Below are 15,222 nucleotides of genomic sequence, written 5' to 3' on the forward strand. Positions count from 1 at the left end.
CATGTCCACCACCGGGTCCTCGATCGCCGCCGGCACCGCCCTCGCGCCCCCGCCGGCGGGGTACACCGCGCCGGATCTCGAGCGCTGGGTGCAGGAGCCGCCGAAGTCGCAGACCCGCACGCCCTTCCAGCGCGACCGCGCCCGGGTGCTGCATTCCTCGGCCCTGCGGCGCCTGGGCGCCAAGACCCAGGTGCTCGGCGCGGGCGCGGACGACTTCGTGCGCACCCGCCTCACGCATTCCCTCGAGGTCGCCCAGGTGGGCCGCGACATCGGGACGGAGCTGGGCTGCGACCCCGACATCGTCGACGCCGCCTGCCTCTCCCACGATCTCGGCCACCCGCCCTTCGGCCACAACGGCGAGAAGGTCCTCGACCGGATCGCCGAGGACTTCGGCGGCTTCGAGGGCAATGCGCAGACGCTCCGCCTGCTCACCCGGCTCGAGCCGAAGATCGTGGGGGACGACCGTCCCTACGGCCTGAACCTCACCCGCGCCTGCGTCGACGCCGCGATCAAGTACCCCTGGGCCCGCGGCGAGGGCCCCGATCCTGATTCCCCGAAGTTCGGCGCCTATGCCGACGACCTCGAGGTCTACCGCTGGGCGCGCGAGGGCTCCGTGCCCGGGCGCAAGTGCTTCGAGGCGCAGGTGATGGACCTGGCCGACGACATCGCCTACTCCGTGCACGACATCGAGGACGCCGTCACCGGCCGGGCCCTGGACCTGCGACGGCTGCAGGACCCCATGGAGCGCTCGGCCGCGCTGTTCGTCGTCCAGGACTGGTACATGCCCCACGAGTCACTCGACGCGCTCGACGAGGCGCTCACCCGGCTCGAGGCCGAGCCCTACTGGATGAGCGGCTTCAGCGGCACCTTCCGCGCGGCCGCCGGGCTGAAGGACATGACCAGCCAGCTCATCGGCCGCTTCACCCGCTCCGCCGTGCGCGCCACCCGGGAGGCGCAGGGCGAGGGGCCGCTGTCCCGCTACGCCGGGGACGTGGTGGTCCCCGAGAGCACCCATCTGGAGATCGCCGTGCTCAAGGGGCTGGCCGCCGCGTACGTCATGTCCTCGGCCACCCAGCAGCCCGTCTACGAGGCCCAGGAGGAGGTCATCCGCGACCTCTACTCGCGCCTGTGGAACACCGGCACGCAGTACCTCAGCCCCCTGTTCGCCGAGCTCTGGCGCGCCGCCGCGGACGACACCGCCCGGCGCCGCGTGGTCATCGACCAGATCGCCTCCTACACCGACGTCACCGCGCGTCGTCTGCACGAGGTGCTGTTCGACCGCGACATCACCCACATCACCGCGGCGGACACGCCCCTGCCCGGCCTCGGATCGGAGCTCTGATCGGGTGGCCCAGGGACTGATCCGCCGCGCCGACGTCGACCTCGTGCGGGAGCGCGCCCGCCTGGACGAGGTGGTGTCCGAGCACGTCACCCTGCGCACCGCGGGCATCGGGTCGATGAAGGGGCTGTGCCCCTTCCACGACGAGAAGACCCCCTCCTTCAACATCCGGCCCCAGCTGGGTCACTGGCACTGCTTCGGCTGCGGCGAGGGCGGGGACGTCATCTCCTTCGTCCAGAAGATCAACCACCTCAGCTTCGTGGAGGCGGTGGAGATGCTCGCCGGCCGCTACGGCGTGCAGCTGCAGTACGAGGAGTCCTCCTCGGGCTCCCGGGGAGGCGACCGGCCGGATCCCGGCACGCGGCGCCGCCTCCTGGACGCGCACGCGATCGCCGAGGAGTTCTATCGCGAGCAGCTGGGCACCCCGGCGGCGGAGGTGGGCCGTCGCTTCCTCACCGAGCGCGGCTTCGACCAGGCGGCCGCCGAGCACTTCGGCGTCGGCTTCGCGCCCGAGGGGTGGGACGCGATCACCTCGGAGCTGCGCTCCCGCGGCTTCACCGAGGCGGAGCTGGTGGCCAGCGGGCTGGTCTCCGAGGGACAGCGCGGGGTCTACGACCGCTTCCGCGGGCGCCTGGTCTGGCCCATCCGCGACATCACCGGCGCCACGATCGGCTTCGGCGCGCGCCGCCTGCTGGAGTCCGACAAGGGCCCGAAGTACCTCAACACCCCGGAGACCGCGATCTATCACAAGTCGTCGGTGCTCTACGGCCTGGACATCGCCCGCAAGGCGATCTCCACGCAGCACCGGGTGGTGGTGGTCGAGGGATACACCGACGTGATGGCCGCGCACCTGGCCGGGGTCACCACCGCCGTCGCCTCCTGCGGCACCGCCTTCGGCGCCGACCACGTGAAGATCGTCCGGCGCGTGATGGGGGATTCGAACCCCTCGGCCGGTCTGCGCCTGAACACCGACGGCCGCGGCCTGGGCGGCGAGGTCATCTTCACCTTCGACGGCGACGCGGCCGGCCAGAAGGCCGCGCTGCGCGCCTTCGAGGAGGACCAGCGCTTCGTCGCCCAGACCTACGTCGCCGTCGAGGGCGGCGGCATGGATCCCTGCGAGCTGCGGATCGCCCAGGGCGATCAGGCCGTGCGGGACCTCATCGACTCCCGCACGCCCATGTTCGAGTTCGCGATCCGCTCCGCGATCGCCCAGGTGGATCTCGACACCGTCGAGGGACAGGTGACCGCGCTGCGGATGGCCGCGCCGGTGGTCGCCCGGATCCGCGACCGCGCGATGCGGCCCGAGTACGCACGGCGGCTGTCGGGCTGGCTGGGGATGGACGAGCGCACCGTGCTGCGCGCCGTCCACGACGCGGCCCGGCAGGACCGCCGCGAGGGGCAGCGCGGCGAGGAGCCGCTGCACAGCCAGCGGCCCGCCGCACCGGGCGCCGTGGGGGAGGAGCCGCCCGCCCTCCCGCTGCCGCGCCTGGCCGACGTGGTCAGCCCGCGCGACCCGGTGGGCCAGGTGGAGACCCAGACGCTGGCGGTGATGCTGCAGGCGCCGCAGCTGCTGGACGTGCAGAAGGTGGCCTCGCTCCCGGACGACTCCTTCCACGTGCCCTCGCTGCAGAGCGTGTGGGACGTGATGCTCGCCGCGGGGACGCTGCTCGATGCCGTGGCCGGCGAGCTCCACCCTGCCCGCTACCTCGAGCAGGTCCTGGAGATCGCGGGCGAGACCATCCGTCCGCTGATCGTGGAGATCGCGAACCTGGATCTCCCGGCGCGGACGGAGGAGCACCTGGCCCGCCTGGCCGCCTCGCTGCTGGACCGGCTCTCGGAGCTGTCGATCACCCGTGAGTACTCGGTGCTGAAGCAGCGGCTGCAGCGCACCGACCCCGCGGATGCGGAGCGCTACCAGGAGATCCTCTCCCGGCTCGTGCAGGTGCAGGAGAAGCGCCGCTCGCTGCGGACGCCGGGGGACTGACCCGGGCGCGCCGTCGGGCGCGCATCGCGCGGACGGCCTCCAGCGAGGCCCCGAGGACGAGCGCGAGACCGATGCCGAGCGCCACTCCCAGCAGCGGCTGCTCGTGGAAGGCGAGCCCGCCGATCACACCGATGCCCACGCTGTACGTCGCCCACAGGAGACCGGCGATCGCGGCGAAGCCCACGAAGCGCGCTCGCGGATAGCCGATCACGCCCGAGGCGAGCGTAGTGGCGGTGCGGCCGCCGGGGACGAAGCGCGCGGAGATCAGCAGCATGCCGCCCCGGGTGCGCAGCTCCTGCTCCGCCAAACCCAGCAGGGAATCGGCCCAGCGGCGACGACGGAGCCAGCGGGCCAGGGGACCGGCGCCACGGCCCAGATGGTGCGCGGTGATGTCGCCGATCAGCGCCCCTGCCCAGGCGGCCAGCAGGACCAGCAGCGCGACCGGCTCCCCGGTGACGGCGTAGGCGGCTGCCGAGATGACGACGGTCTCCCCGGGCACGATCGGCAGCACGGCGTCCAGCAGTGCCAGGCCCAGCACGAGGGCGTAGAGCCAGGGGGAGCTCATCAGGCTCTGGGCCAGCTGCAGAACGGCATCCATGGGGTCTCCGAACGGTGGGGGAGGACGACTCCTGCCACGCTAGGGAGACCGGAACCGAGACAGAACCGTGCTGGCCCTCGCCCCGCGGCAGATCCCTGCACCGCCACCCCGCAGGAAACCGCATCTCGGTCCGGGGGTGCGCCCCCTGCTGTGCGCACCACGCCGTTGATAGCGTGCAGCGACCGCACGCCCGTGCCCCCGCCGCACCGCCCCCAGCCCTCGGAGCCCACCCATGCGCCTGCCCGATCTCTCCGGCATCGAGCTGCCGCGCGAACCGCTCCGCCTCGCCCGGCGTGCCGCCCGGCAGGTGGCCGGGACCGCGCTGGGGCTGGTGCTGGGACCGCTGCTCGCGCTGAGCGCCCTGCTGCTGCCGCTGCGGCTGCGGAGGCCTTTCCTCCGTATCCGGACCTGGGAGATGCGGCGCCTGCACCGCCTCTACAGCCTGCGGCTCGACGGCGGCGAGTCGGTTCTCGGCGGCCGGCGCTCCCTGCTGCACGGGCTGATCTCCGGCGTGCTCGGCTACCTGATGTGCTATCTGCTGGTCCTGGTCGGGGCGGTGGTGCTGGGCAGCTTCCTCCAGTCCTTCTACATCTCGCCGGTGGTGTTCCAGTTCGATCTCTGGGCGATCAGCGGCCCGGCCATGGCGGTGCTGCTGATCTTCGGCCCGGCCTGTCTGCTCTCCGCCGCGGTCTTCGCCGAGCTGGCGGTGTGGGCGCAGACGAAGGTGCTGGGCCTGTGGACCACCGTGACCCGCGAGGACGCCCTCGAGGCCCGCATCGGCACCCTGCTGACCACGCGACGCGGCGTGGTGCTCGCCATCGACGACGAGCGCCGACGCATCGAGCGGGACCTGCACGACGGCGTCCAGCAGAACGTGGTCTCGCTGTCGGTGACCCTGGCCCGGGCCCGCCGGGCGAGCGATCCCGAGCGGGCCGCGGAGCTGCTCGCCCAGGCGCATGCGCAGTCCCAGTCGCTCATCGAGGAGGTGCGCCAGGTGGCCTGGCGGATCTACCCCAACGCCCTGGACGAGCACGGCCTGGTCGCGGCTCTCGACCTCGTCGCGGAGACCAGCCCGATCCCCGTGGACGTCGACGTCCGGATCGACGGCGCGCTGCCCAAGGCGGTCGAGTCCGCGGCCTACTTCGTCGCCCGGGAGGCGGTCACCAACGTCCTCAAGCACGCCGAGGCGCGCAGCATCCGCGTGGTGCTGCGGACCGAGGAGCTGCGCGGTCGCCGGACCCTGCATCTGAGCGTCCACGACGACGGTGCCGGAGGCGCCGACCCGGCCGGCGGTGGCCTGCAGGGTCTCGCCCGCCGCGTCGCCGCGCTGGACGGTAGCGTGAGCGTGCACAGCCCGCGCGGCGGGCCCACCCTCATCACCGCGGAGATCCCTGTTGACCGAGACACCTGAGAGCACCGCGCCGCTGACCGTCGTGCTCGCCGACGACGCGGTGCTCCTGCGCGAGGGCGTGCGCAGCCTGCTCGAGGACGAGGGCATCGAGGTGCTCGCCTCGGTCGGAGACGGCGAGGCCCTGCTGGCGGAGGTCGCCCGGCATCGTCCGCGGCTCGCCGTGGTGGACGTGCGCATGCCTCCCACGCACACGAACGAGGGCCTCCTCGCCGCGCTGCGGATCAAGCGCGAGCATCCGGGCATCGGGGTGCTGGTGCTCTCCCAGCACGTGGCGCGCGAGTACGCGAGCGATCTGCTCGCCTCCGAGTCCGCCGGCATCGGTTACCTGCTCAAGGACCGCATCACCGAGATCGACGGCTTCCTCGACGCGGTGCACCGGGTGGCGGACGGCGGCACGGTCATCGACCCGGCGGTGGTGCGGGCGCTGCTGCGCGCTCCGGAGCAGAAGCGGGCGGTCACCCGTCTGACGCCGCGCGAGATCGAGGTGCTCGAGGCGATGGCGGAGGGCCTGTCCAACCGGGGGATCGCCGAGCGCCTGTTCCTCTCGCTCTCCACCGTGGAGAAGGCGGTCAGCGCCGTCTTCGACAAGCTCGAGCTGCCCGGGGACGAGGGCACCAGCCGCCGTGTGCAGGCCGTGCTGCGCTATCTCGACGACGCCTGAGCCCGCGCCGCGCCGTCGGCTCAGAGCATGCCCTGGGCCCGAGCGGTGAGCTCCGTGCGACGCTGCTCCTGGCGGGCCGCGAGCGCTCCCGCGGCGGCCCGGCCGGCCGGGCCGCCGGCGCCGTGCACGGCCCATCGGCGCAGGAAGGACGCGGCGACCACGGCGTCCTGGACGCCTCCGAGGAGATCCTGCAGGTCCCGGGCCTGCTCGAGATGCTGTGCGGCCGAGGGCTCGATCGGCTCGAGCCACTCGGCGGTGTAGCGCCACCGCTTGGCCGCCTTCCGGGCGCCGTGGAGGGCTGCCGCCTCGCCCTGCGCCGCACTGATCCGCGCGCGGACCTCGGAGCGGAGGGACGCCAGGAGTCGGGCGGGGAACGGCGGGCGCGGGACCGGCGGGTCATCGGACCAGCGCTCGAGCAGCTGCGCCGCCTCCGACAGTGAGTTCTGCGCGGCCACAAGCGCTGCCAGAGCCTCCTCCCGCTCCAGCGCCACGGCGTCCTCGAGATCGGCGCGCACGGCCGTGGCGACCGCGCGCGGGAGCGAGACGTCGTCGAGCGCGGGGAGGAGGGTCTCGGCGAGGACGTCGGCATCGCGCACCGCGCCGAGCGGCCCCGCCGCAGCGCGCAGCATCCGCGCCGCGGCCTCGGGCTCCTCGAGGGCATCCGGGGAGGCGCGGACCACGGCGCGCAGTCGCCGCAGCGAGGTCCGCGTGTCATGGACCAGGTCCGCGCTGGGCGGGTCGCTGGTCGGCGGCGGGAGGGTCAGCTGCCGCAGACCGGCCAGGGCGCGCGCCGCATGCTGGGCCACATACTCCGTCGGAAGCTCCTCGACGGTCATCGCGCACCTCCCTCGCCCCGCTCCATCCTCCCACCGCGCGGAGCGCGAGGGGCATCCCGCAAGGGCAGACGCCCCCGCCGAGGATCCGGGGATCCGAGGCGGGGGCGTCGGGTCGAGGTGCTGACCGGAGATCCGGCTCCTGCGATCAGCGCCGGCTCCTCACCCCGTTCTCCGCGCCATGGCGGGCGCAGTTCGCGCAGCAGTACACGGAGGCCTCCTGCTCGACGCCGTGGCCGAGGATCCGGCATCCGCAGTGCGCGCAGACCGGAGCCATCGCCTGGGCGGCGCATTCGAAGCTGTCGAAGACGCCGACCCGGTCGCCCTGGGAGATGCTGAGCGGGGTGTGGTACTCGTTGCCGCAGACGTCGCAGGTCGCTGCGGTGGTCATGGTGTCCCGAGACGCCGGGCGAGCAGGGCCTTGGCCTGTTCGCCGCCCTTGACGCTCTCGTGCTGCGCCCGGGTGAACAGGTCCACGAGCTCGTCGTCGCCGGCGCGCTCGGCATCGGCCCGGTACGTCTCCAGGCGGAGTGCGTTGGACAGGCACTTCTCGGTGAACCAGATCAGGTTGTAGTTCGCATCGACGGTGCCGGTGACCTCTCCGGTCTCTCCCGTGTTCGCCATGGTCGGCTCCTCTCTGGGTGTCCTTCGCGGTCCTGCGGACCGGCCCCGTCCGCTGCGGACGGACGGCGTCCGCGTGACGTCGTTCAGCAGCAGTGGACCGGCTCCGCACTCCTCATTCGACGGCGCCTGCGGTGGGCTGTCAACGGACCGCGGCCGTCTGTGCAGGCCGGCGCACGATCGACCGATCGGATGGTGGCGCCCGGGAGGAGTGCTGGTCCGCGTCCCGAGCACGTTCTGTTCGCCCGCTCGTGCGGCCGGCCTACCGGACGGAAGCATTCCTTCCCCGTGCTGGTGCGGCGGCGTTACGTTGGCGGCGCCCCCGGCCAGCGGAAGGAGCACGTCATGTCACCCAGCACGACCCCGCCCACCCCACCCCCCGGTCGCCCCGGCACCCGGCCCCCCTCGTTCGAGGAGCCGACGGTCCCGACGGGCCCGCTCCCGCCGCCGGCGGATCAGCAGAGCACCCGTCCCCGCACCCCGACCGGCGCGGCACCGGGCGCCGACCCGACCACCACCGCCCAGCAGGGTGAGCACCTGACCACCTCACAGGGAGCGCGGCTGCGGGACACCGACCACTCGCTCACCGCCGGCCGCCGCGGGCCGGTGCTGCTGCAGGACCATCATCTGCGGGAGAAGATCACGCACTTCGACCACGAGCGGATCCCGGAGCGGGTCGTGCACGCCCGCGGCGCGGCGGCGCACGGCGTGTTCGAGGGCTACGGCACGGCGGACACGGTCTGCCGAGCGGGATTCCTCGCCCGAGGGAAGCGCACGGAGGTCTTCACGCGGTTCTCCACCGTCGTCGGCTCCCGCGGCTCGATGGACACCGCCCGCGACACCCGCGGCTTCGCGACGAAGTTCTACACCGAGGAGGGGACCTTCGACCTCGTCGCGAACAACATCCCCGTCTTCTTCATCCAGGACGGCATCAAGTTCCCCGATGTGGTCCATGCCGTGAAGCCGCACCCGGACCGCGAGATCCCGCAGGCGCAGAGCGCCCACGACACGTTCTGGGACTTCGTCTCCCTGCACACCGAGGCCCAGCACCACACCCTGTGGTTCATGGGCGACCGCGGCATCCCCCGCTCGTACCGGATGATGGAGGGGTTCGGCGTCCACACGTTCCGGCTGTCGAACGCGCAGGGGGAGACCTCGCTGGTGAAGTTCCACTGGAAGCCCCAGCTCGGAGTGCACTCGCTGACCTGGGAGGAGGCCCAGCTCCTCGGCGGTGCGGACCCCGACTTCCACCGCCGGGACCTCGCGGATGCGATCGAGTCCGGGGCCCATCCGAGCTGGGAGCTGGGGATTCAGGTGTTCCCGGACACCGCGGAGCAGACCTTCGAGGGCATTGACCTGCTCGACCCCACGAAGTTCGTCCCCGAGGAGCTCGCGCCGGTGCAGCCGATCGGTCGGCTCACGCTGGACCGGAACCCTCGCAACTACTTCGCGGAGACGGAGCAGGTGGCCTTCCATCCGGGCCATCTGGTCCCCGGGATCGACGTCACCGACGATCCCCTCCTGCAGGTCCGCCTGTTCTCGTACGTGGACACCCAGATCACGCGGCTCGGCGGGCCGAACTTCGCCCAGCTGCCGATCAACCGGCCCCACGCCCCGGTCAACGACATGCTGCGCGACGGATACGGTCAGCAGGCCGACCATGCCGGCGTCGCGCCCTACCGGCCGAACTCGCTGGACGGCGGATGCCCCTTCCTGGCCGGCGAGTCCGACGGCGCCGTCACGGACCTTCCCGTGCAGGTGCCCGAGGGGGTCAAGGAGCGGCGGCTCCCGGCGAGCTTCGAGGACCATGTCAGCCAGCCCCGGCTGTTCTGGCGCAGCATGAGCCCGGTGGAGAAGGACCACATCGTCGACGCCTACGCCTTCGAGCTGGGAAAATGCTACGAGCCCGTGATCCGGGAGCGGCAGCTGCACTGCCTGGCCGCCATCGACGGGGAGCTGTGCGCGCGGGTCGCCGAGGCGCTGGGCATGCCGGCCCCGGCCCCGGCGTCCGACGGTGCGGAGACGTCCGACGGCGAGGTGGAGGCCAGCGGCCCGCTCTCGCAGCTCGGCGGTGAGTGGCCGGTCGACGGCCGCCGCCTCGGGATCGTGGTGGATCCCGAGGAGGAGAACCCCGGCCTGGTCGAGCTCCATGAGGCGATCGTCGCCTCCTCGATGACGCCGGTGCTGATCGCGCCGCGCGGCGGCGAGGTCGCCGGGCTGCCGGTCGACCGCACCTTCGCCACGGCGGCGTCAGTCGAGCTGGACGCTCTCCTGCTGGGAGGGAACCCGCTGACGGCGCCGGACTCGTCCCCCTCGATCGACCCGACGGCCGGAACGCCCGGAGCGCCGACGACCGAGCCGCGGGTCGGCATGCTGGTCGACGAGTGCTGGCGGCACGCGAAGATGATCGGCGCCTGGGGAGCGGGCCACGAGGCGCTCCGCTCCCGCACCGTTCCGGAGGCACCCGGGATCGTGGCCGGCGACGATCCGGCGGCCGTGCTCGCCGAGGTCTCCACACTGCTGCGGAGCCATCGCGTGTGGGACCGCTTCCCCGCCCGGTCGTGAGGACGACGGTGGACGGATCCGCGAGAGCACTTGACAGGAAGGCAGGACCATGAGAGCCGTGACCTGGCAGGGCGTCCGGACAGTGAGTGTCGAAGAGGTGCCCGATCCCGGGATCCTCGAACCCACCGACGCCGTCATCCGCGTGACCTCGACCGCGATCTGCGGCTCCGACCTCCACCTGTACGAGGTGCTCGGACCCTTCATGACCCCGGGCGACGTGATCGGCCACGAGCCGATGGGCGTCGTCGAGGAGGTCGGGGCGGGGGTCACCGCCGTCCGGGCCGGTGACCGGGTGGTCGTCCCGTTCACCGTCTCCTGCGGCTCCTGCGCGATGTGCAGCGTGGGACTGCAGTCCCAGTGCGAGACCACCCAGGTCACCGAGCACGGCACGGGGGCCGCCCTGCTCGGCTACTCGGCGCTCTACGGGCAGCTCCCGGGCGGGCAGGCCGAGTACCTGCGTGTGCCCTGCGCGGACTACGGGCTCATGCGGGTGGCGAAGGATCTGCCCGAGGAGAACTACCTCTTCCTCAGCGACATCCTCCCCACCGCCTGGCAGGCGGTCCGGTACGCGGACGTCCCCGAGGGCGGGACGCTCACGGTGCTCGGACTCGGGCCCGTCGGCCAGCTGTGCGCCCGCGTGGGCCGGCACCGAGGGTCCCGGGTCATCGCCGTGGATCCGGTCCCCGAGCGCCGTGCCATGGCCGAGCGCCACGGCATCGAGGTGCTCGATCTGGACGAGGACGTCGCCGGGACGATCCGCGAGCGGACCCAGGGGCGCGGACCGGACGCGGTCGTGGACGCCGTCGGGATGGAGGCTCAGGACAGCCCGGTCGCCGGACTCGCGCAGAAGATCGCCGGGACGCTCCCCGACGGCCTCGCCCGGCCGCTGATGGAGCACGCCGGGGTGGATCGTCTCGCCGCCCTGCACACCGCGATCGACGTCGTCCGCCGCGGCGGCACCCTCTCCCTGGCGGGGGTCTATGGCGGCGCGGCCAGCCCGATGCCGCTGCTGAGGATGTTCGACAAGCAGATCCAGCTGCGCATGGGCCAGTGCAACGTGCGCGCCTGGACCGATGACCTCCTGCCGCTGGTCGAGGACCCCGCGGATCCGCTCGGGGTGGGAGACCTCGTCACGCATCGGCTGCCGCTCGAGGACGCCGCGGCGGGCTACGACCTCTTCCAGCGCAAGCAGGACGGCTGCATCAAGGTCGTCCTGGACCCGACGATCCCTCCGACGCCCCGGCGCGAGGGATGAGCATGGACTCCGGCTACGGGGTGAGGGTCCTGGCGTCGTCGCCGGCGTTGAGCCGATCGTTCTGCGCGACGATCTGCGCGGCGAGATCGCGGAGCTTGGTGTGGTTCTCCTGCGAGAGGCGGCGCAGGACCTCGAAGGACTGATCACGCGTCAGCCCGTACTGACCCATCAGCAGGCCCTGGGCGATGCCGATGACGTTGCGGCTCTCGAGCGCGGTGCGCAGTCCGCCGTTCTGCTCGGCGGCGAACAGCACACCGGAGGCGATGCGGGCATAGGCCGCACCGATGTCGATGGAGTCGTCGGAGAACGCGGCGACCTTCCGGGCGTACAGGTTGAGGCTCCCCAGGACTCGTTCGGGCGTCGCGAGGCGGATGCTGAGGACGGAGGCGATGCCGGCCGCCGCGGCGCGGGGGGACCACGCGGGCCACCGCGTCTCGGCGGCGAGATCGTCCGACAGTCGCACGTTGCCGTCATCCAGCGTGTTCAGGCAGGGCCCGTCGCCGGAGTCGTACTGCCAGTGATCGAGGGCCTCGGCCAGTGCGTCGTTGGCGGCGGGGGTCTCCGCCCTGCGCCCGGCGCTGCGGAGGCTGATGCTCGCCAGGGAGCAGCCGGGCACGTGCGCCACGGCCAGCTCCACCACCCGTTCCGGGGTGATCTCCTCGAACGGCTGGGACATCAGCTCCCGGGTGATCATCGCCAGGCGGCCCTCCGCGGCCGGGTCGGTCGGTGGATGGTCCATGGCGTCCTCGCTGTCCGGCAGGGGAGGGGCAGCACAGTGAGGCGCCCGTGATCGGCATGGTCGGACGGATCAGAATCCAGGATCGGCGCAGGTGGTTGCGCGGATCCCTGTCCCTCTGAGGCCGGTGACGACGCCTGGAGCCCTGATGATGTCACACCCCATCTCCGCGCCTGTGGTCGTCCCTGCGGTCGGCGGTCCGGGCAGGTTCCTGGACGCGAGGCGTGAGTCACAGTACGATAACGGTGCGGTCTAGCAGCAGGCCCGACTCCCTTCGCGTGTGCAGAGGTAGAGCCGACTTGTCTCATCGAATCGCCGTGACCGTCCGAGCTGATGCCGTCACCTCCGAGCTGCGACTGCTGGTCGCCGGGTGCGTGACCGAGCAGAGCTATCCCGACCTGCTGCCGCTGATGCGCCGAGCACGTGCCATGGCGCAGTTCCGCATCACCATCGACCTGTCCGGAGCCGATCACATCGACTCCACAGGACTGCTCCTGCTCCGCAAGGACACCGACCGGCTCGAGGACGAGCTGCTCATCGAGCCGGTGGAGCTCGTGGTTCCCGACCGCCTGCCGTCCTGCCTGGCGGTCACTCCTGTCGAGGAAGGAGATCGACCGTGACCGATCGAATCCACATCACGACCCCTCGTCCTGACGCCGAGGCAGCCACCCGTGAGGAGACGGGACCTGCCACGGAGCCTGTGACGCCGCCCTTCTCGCTGGTCTCGTCCCGGCGGAGGCCGGGCGCGGCCTCTGCTCGCGGGAGAGCGCCGGTCACCACGACTCCGCGGCCCGCGCGCCCCTCTCGTCGGGAGGCGATCCTCGACGGCGCGTCCGAGATGTTCGCCGAGCACGGGTACTTCGGGTCGAGCCTGCGCAAGATCGCACAGCACATCGGGATCTCCCACCCGGGGATGCTGCATCACTTCCCCACGAAGGCGGACCTGCTAATCGCCGTGATCGAGCGGCTGGAGGAGCGTGCGCAGGGGGTCCTGGACCATGTCGACGAGCTGTGCCTCAGCAGCGAGGCGCTCCTGGAGGCGCTCGCCACGACCTGGGACCCCTGCTCGCCGTCGATCCGACTGTTCGCGACCCTCGACGCCGAGGCGGTCAGCAGGGAGCATCCCGGACGGTTCCGGCTCGCCCGGCTGCACCGGGTGCACGAGCACGTCCTGGAGCAGTGCTTCCGGGCGATGCGGCGGCACGGCACGCTGCGCGAGGACATCGACCCGGCTTTCGCCGGCCGGTCGATGCTCGCCCTCGTCCTCAGCCACGCCTGCCGGGAGGGGACGGTCCGCACCATGCAGGGCCGCGCCCACGACGATGCCCCGGTCGCCGACCTGCACAAGCTGCTCCAGTCCTATCGGGCACCCTCGGCTCCCGCCTCCACGCTCGTGAGCGGCTCTGCCGTGGGGGCCCCGTGACGGCCCGGGGCGCCGTCGGAGCCTCCACGGAGCACCGGCCATGACCGCGGGGGCGCCGGCACCGGGACCGACCTCCGCCGGTGCGCACGGGATCCGCCGCCGCCTGTCCGAGGGCCCGGCCGCAGACGGCTCCTGGCGCGGCCACGAGGCGTACATCGTCGCCTGTGCATGCGGTGCTCTGATCGGCGCCCGCATCGAGGAGGTCGTCGATGACGAGGACGCGACCGCCGCGCGCCGACTGCTGGCGGAGCAGCGCCACGCGCGTCATGCCGCGGAGAGCGGCGAGTGAGGAGGGACCCGCCATGAGCTCGCTCTGGCTCGATATGCACGAGGGCTCGCAGATGCCCACCGATGCCCTCCCGGGGCGCGCCTCCGTCGACGTGGCGGTCGCCGGCGGCGGGCTCACGGGCCTCGCCACCGCCGTCGCGCTCGCCCGCACCGGCCGGCGCGTGATCGTTCTCGAGGCGCGCACCGTCGGCGCCGTCGCCACCGGCAACACGACGGCGAAGCTGAGCCTCCTGCAGGGCGCGCGGCTCTCCGAGATCCGGCGGCGACATGCGCTCGGCACGGCGGCGGCGTATCTCACGGCGAGCCGTGCGGCGCAGGACTGGCTGCTGGAGCTCTGCCGGACGCACCGGGTCGAGGTGCAGCGCCGGGACGCCGTCAGCTACGCCGTGGGCGAGGCCGGTGCGCGACGCCTGCGGGCCGAGCAGGAGACCGCCCGTGCGCTGGGGCTGCCCGCGCGGTGGGAGGACTCCACCGAGCTGCCGTTCCCCGTCGCCGGGGCGCTGAGCCTCGCCGAGCAGGCCCAGTTCGATCCGATGGAGGTGCTTCTCGCCCTGGCACAGGAGCTGCGAGAGCGCGGCGGGATGATCGTTGACGGGGCCCGGCTGACGGACGTGGCCGGCCGGGATCCCCTGACCGTCTCCACGACCCGGGGGACCGTGCACGCGGACCGTCTCGTCCTGGCCACCGGCGTCCCGGTTCTGGGGCGCGGCGGGCACGCCCTGCGGATGGTGCCGCACCGCTCGTACGCCCTCGCCTACCGGGTGCCGGAGAGCGGGTGGGTGCCCCGCGGGATGCATGTCTCGGTCGATGCTCCGGTGCGCAGCCTGCGCTCGGCGCGATACGGCGACGAGGAGCTCCTGCTCGTGGGCGGCAACGACCACGTGACCGGGCGCGCGGAGCCCGCAGCGGCGGTCCAGGAGCTCGACACGTGGGCGCGCTCCCTCGTCCCGGGGATCGAGCGCACCCACTGGTGGGCGGCTCAGGACTACGAGTCCGCGAGCGGACTGCCTCTGATCGGTGCGCTGCCCGGCAGCGGCGGGAGGATCCTGGCGTCCACGGGATACGCGAAGTGGGGGATGACCTCTGCCGTCGTCGGCGCCCTGGCCGTCACCGGGACGATCGAGGACCGGCCGCCGTCGTGGCTCGGGGCCCTGCGGTCCGCAGGCGGAGGGCTCCCCGCGGTCGCGGCGATGGCGGCGCTCACGGCCGCGGCGGGTCGCGAGGCGATGACGGGCTGGGCGGGGGCCGCACTGCGGCCGCTCCCGTCCCGGCCGCCCTCAGAAGGCGAGGGGGTCGTCGGCCGACGGGGCGCCCGACCGGTGGCCGTCTCGACCGTCGACGGTCGCACCTGCGCGGTCTCCGGGGTGTGCACTCACCTGGCCGGTGTGCTGCGCTGGAACGATGCCGAGCACACCTGGGACTGCCCGCTGCACGGGTCCCGCTTCTCGGCCGAGGGCGCGCTCCTCGAGGGCCCGGCGGTGAAGGACCTGGGGACCGAACCGCTGTGA

The 15,222-nt window shown here is 72.8% G+C and carries 14 protein-coding genes and 1 pseudogene; 10 read left to right on the top strand and 5 right to left on the bottom strand.

The window, feature by feature from the left end:
• Nucleotide 1 precedes the first annotated feature (1 nt).
• Entirely contained in the window at nucleotides 2-1,342 is a 1,341-nt protein-coding gene (locus tag CXH06_RS09295; protein WP_114854904.1) for a deoxyguanosinetriphosphate triphosphohydrolase, read from the top strand.
• A gap of 4 nt (nucleotides 1,343-1,346) precedes the next feature.
• Entirely contained in the window at nucleotides 1,347-3,323 is a 1,977-nt protein-coding gene (gene dnaG / locus CXH06_RS09300) for a DNA primase (RefSeq protein WP_114854905.1), read from the top strand.
• Nucleotides 3,324-3,462: 139 nt separating this feature from the next.
• Here dnaG and CXH06_RS18605 read toward each other — a convergent pair.
• Nucleotides 3,463-3,921: pseudogene (locus CXH06_RS18605) on the bottom strand (DedA family protein); the annotation flags it as partial.
• 232 nt (nucleotides 3,922-4,153) lie between these two features.
• Here CXH06_RS18605 and CXH06_RS09310 point away from each other — a divergent pair.
• Complete coding sequence (locus CXH06_RS09310) at nucleotides 4,154-5,332, top strand: sensor histidine kinase (protein WP_114854906.1); 1,179 nt, start codon at nucleotides 4,154-4,156, stop codon at nucleotides 5,330-5,332.
• Nucleotides 5,316-5,993 (top strand): response regulator transcription factor, encoded by a 678-nt coding sequence (locus CXH06_RS09315; protein ID WP_232820287.1) that lies wholly within the window; start codon nucleotides 5,316-5,318, stop codon nucleotides 5,991-5,993. The genes CXH06_RS09310 and CXH06_RS09315 overlap by 17 nt, the downstream gene beginning before the upstream one ends.
• Before the next feature lie 20 nt (nucleotides 5,994-6,013).
• Here CXH06_RS09315 and CXH06_RS09320 read toward each other — a convergent pair whose 3' ends face one another.
• From CXH06_RS09320 to CXH06_RS09330, 3 genes are all read right to left on the bottom strand, one after another.
• A complete protein-coding gene (locus CXH06_RS09320) occupies nucleotides 6,014-6,829 on the bottom strand; it encodes a CHAD domain-containing protein (protein WP_114854907.1) in 816 nt (271 codons plus the stop codon).
• A 145-nt stretch (nucleotides 6,830-6,974) separates the two neighbouring features.
• A complete protein-coding gene (locus CXH06_RS09325; protein WP_114854908.1) occupies nucleotides 6,975-7,217 on the bottom strand; it encodes a hypothetical protein in 243 nt (80 codons plus the stop codon).
• Nucleotides 7,214-7,450: a hypothetical protein gene (locus CXH06_RS09330; RefSeq protein ID WP_114854909.1), complete on the bottom strand. Its 237-nt coding sequence runs from the start codon at nucleotides 7,448-7,450 to the stop codon at nucleotides 7,214-7,216. The genes CXH06_RS09325 and CXH06_RS09330 overlap by 4 nt, the downstream gene beginning before the upstream one ends.
• A gap of 342 nt (nucleotides 7,451-7,792) precedes the next feature.
• On the opposite strand from CXH06_RS09330, the gene CXH06_RS09335 reads away from it, so the two are divergent.
• Nucleotides 7,793-10,012, top strand: a complete 2,220-nt coding sequence (locus CXH06_RS09335; RefSeq protein WP_114854910.1) for a catalase — start codon at nucleotides 7,793-7,795, stop codon at nucleotides 10,010-10,012.
• A gap of 49 nt (nucleotides 10,013-10,061) precedes the next feature.
• Entirely contained in the window at nucleotides 10,062-11,267 is a 1,206-nt protein-coding gene (locus tag CXH06_RS09340; RefSeq protein ID WP_114854911.1) for an alcohol dehydrogenase catalytic domain-containing protein, read from the top strand.
• A gap of 13 nt (nucleotides 11,268-11,280) precedes the next feature.
• On the opposite strand, the gene CXH06_RS09345 is transcribed toward CXH06_RS09340, so the two are convergent.
• Complete coding sequence (locus tag CXH06_RS09345; protein ID WP_114854912.1) at nucleotides 11,281-12,006, bottom strand: GAF and ANTAR domain-containing protein; 726 nt, start codon at nucleotides 12,004-12,006, stop codon at nucleotides 11,281-11,283.
• 314 nt (nucleotides 12,007-12,320) lie between these two features.
• Here CXH06_RS09345 and CXH06_RS09350 point away from each other — a divergent pair, with 314 nt between their 5' ends.
• The 4 genes from CXH06_RS09350 to CXH06_RS09365 all read left to right on the top strand — a co-directional run bounded on the left by CXH06_RS09350 (nucleotide 12,321) and on the right by CXH06_RS09365 (nucleotide 15,222).
• Nucleotides 12,321-12,623 carry a hypothetical protein gene (locus CXH06_RS09350; RefSeq protein ID WP_114854913.1) on the top strand — a complete coding sequence of 101 codons (303 nt, stop codon included), beginning with the start codon at nucleotides 12,321-12,323 and terminating at the stop codon, nucleotides 12,621-12,623.
• Nucleotides 12,624-12,703: 80 nt separating this feature from the next.
• A complete protein-coding gene (locus CXH06_RS09355; protein ID WP_255411433.1) occupies nucleotides 12,704-13,426 on the top strand; it encodes a TetR/AcrR family transcriptional regulator in 723 nt (240 codons plus the stop codon).
• Between the two features lie 40 nt (nucleotides 13,427-13,466).
• Nucleotides 13,467-13,715 (top strand): hypothetical protein, encoded by a 249-nt coding sequence (locus CXH06_RS09360; protein ID WP_114854915.1) that lies wholly within the window; start codon nucleotides 13,467-13,469, stop codon nucleotides 13,713-13,715.
• A gap of 13 nt (nucleotides 13,716-13,728) precedes the next feature.
• On the top strand, nucleotides 13,729-15,222 hold the full coding sequence (locus tag CXH06_RS09365) for an FAD-dependent oxidoreductase (protein WP_114854916.1): 1,494 nt from the start codon (nucleotides 13,729-13,731) through the stop codon (nucleotides 15,220-15,222).

It is taken from the genome of Brachybacterium sp. YJGR34 (assembly GCF_003347015.1).
Classification (GTDB): domain Bacteria; phylum Actinomycetota; class Actinomycetes; order Actinomycetales; family Dermabacteraceae; genus Brachybacterium.

Bases quoted from the DNA above. Each gene is read 5' to 3' on its own strand.
- CXH06_RS09365 (WP_114854916.1), top strand. From the start codon at position 13,729: ATGAGCTCGCTCTGGCTCGATATGCACGAGGGCTCGCAGATGCCCACC.
- CXH06_RS09310 (WP_114854906.1), top strand. From the start codon at position 4,154: ATGCGCCTGCCCGATCTCTCCGGCATCGAGCTGCCGCGCGAACCGCTC.
- CXH06_RS09325 (WP_114854908.1), bottom strand. From the start codon at position 7,217: ATGACCACCGCAGCGACCTGCGACGTCTGCGGCAACGAGTACCACACC.
- CXH06_RS09320 (WP_114854907.1), bottom strand. From the start codon at position 6,829: ATGACCGTCGAGGAGCTTCCGACGGAGTATGTGGCCCAGCATGCGGCG.
- CXH06_RS09335 (WP_114854910.1), top strand. From the start codon at position 7,793: ATGTCACCCAGCACGACCCCGCCCACCCCACCCCCCGGTCGCCCCGGC.
- CXH06_RS09345 (WP_114854912.1), bottom strand. From the start codon at position 12,006: ATGGACCATCCACCGACCGACCCGGCCGCGGAGGGCCGCCTGGCGATG.
- CXH06_RS09330 (WP_114854909.1), bottom strand. From the start codon at position 7,450: ATGGCGAACACGGGAGAGACCGGAGAGGTCACCGGCACCGTCGATGCG.
- CXH06_RS09360 (WP_114854915.1), top strand. From the start codon at position 13,467: ATGACCGCGGGGGCGCCGGCACCGGGACCGACCTCCGCCGGTGCGCAC.
- CXH06_RS09295 (WP_114854904.1), top strand. From the start codon at position 2: ATGTCCACCACCGGGTCCTCGATCGCCGCCGGCACCGCCCTCGCGCCC.
- CXH06_RS09340 (WP_114854911.1), top strand. From the start codon at position 10,062: ATGAGAGCCGTGACCTGGCAGGGCGTCCGGACAGTGAGTGTCGAAGAG.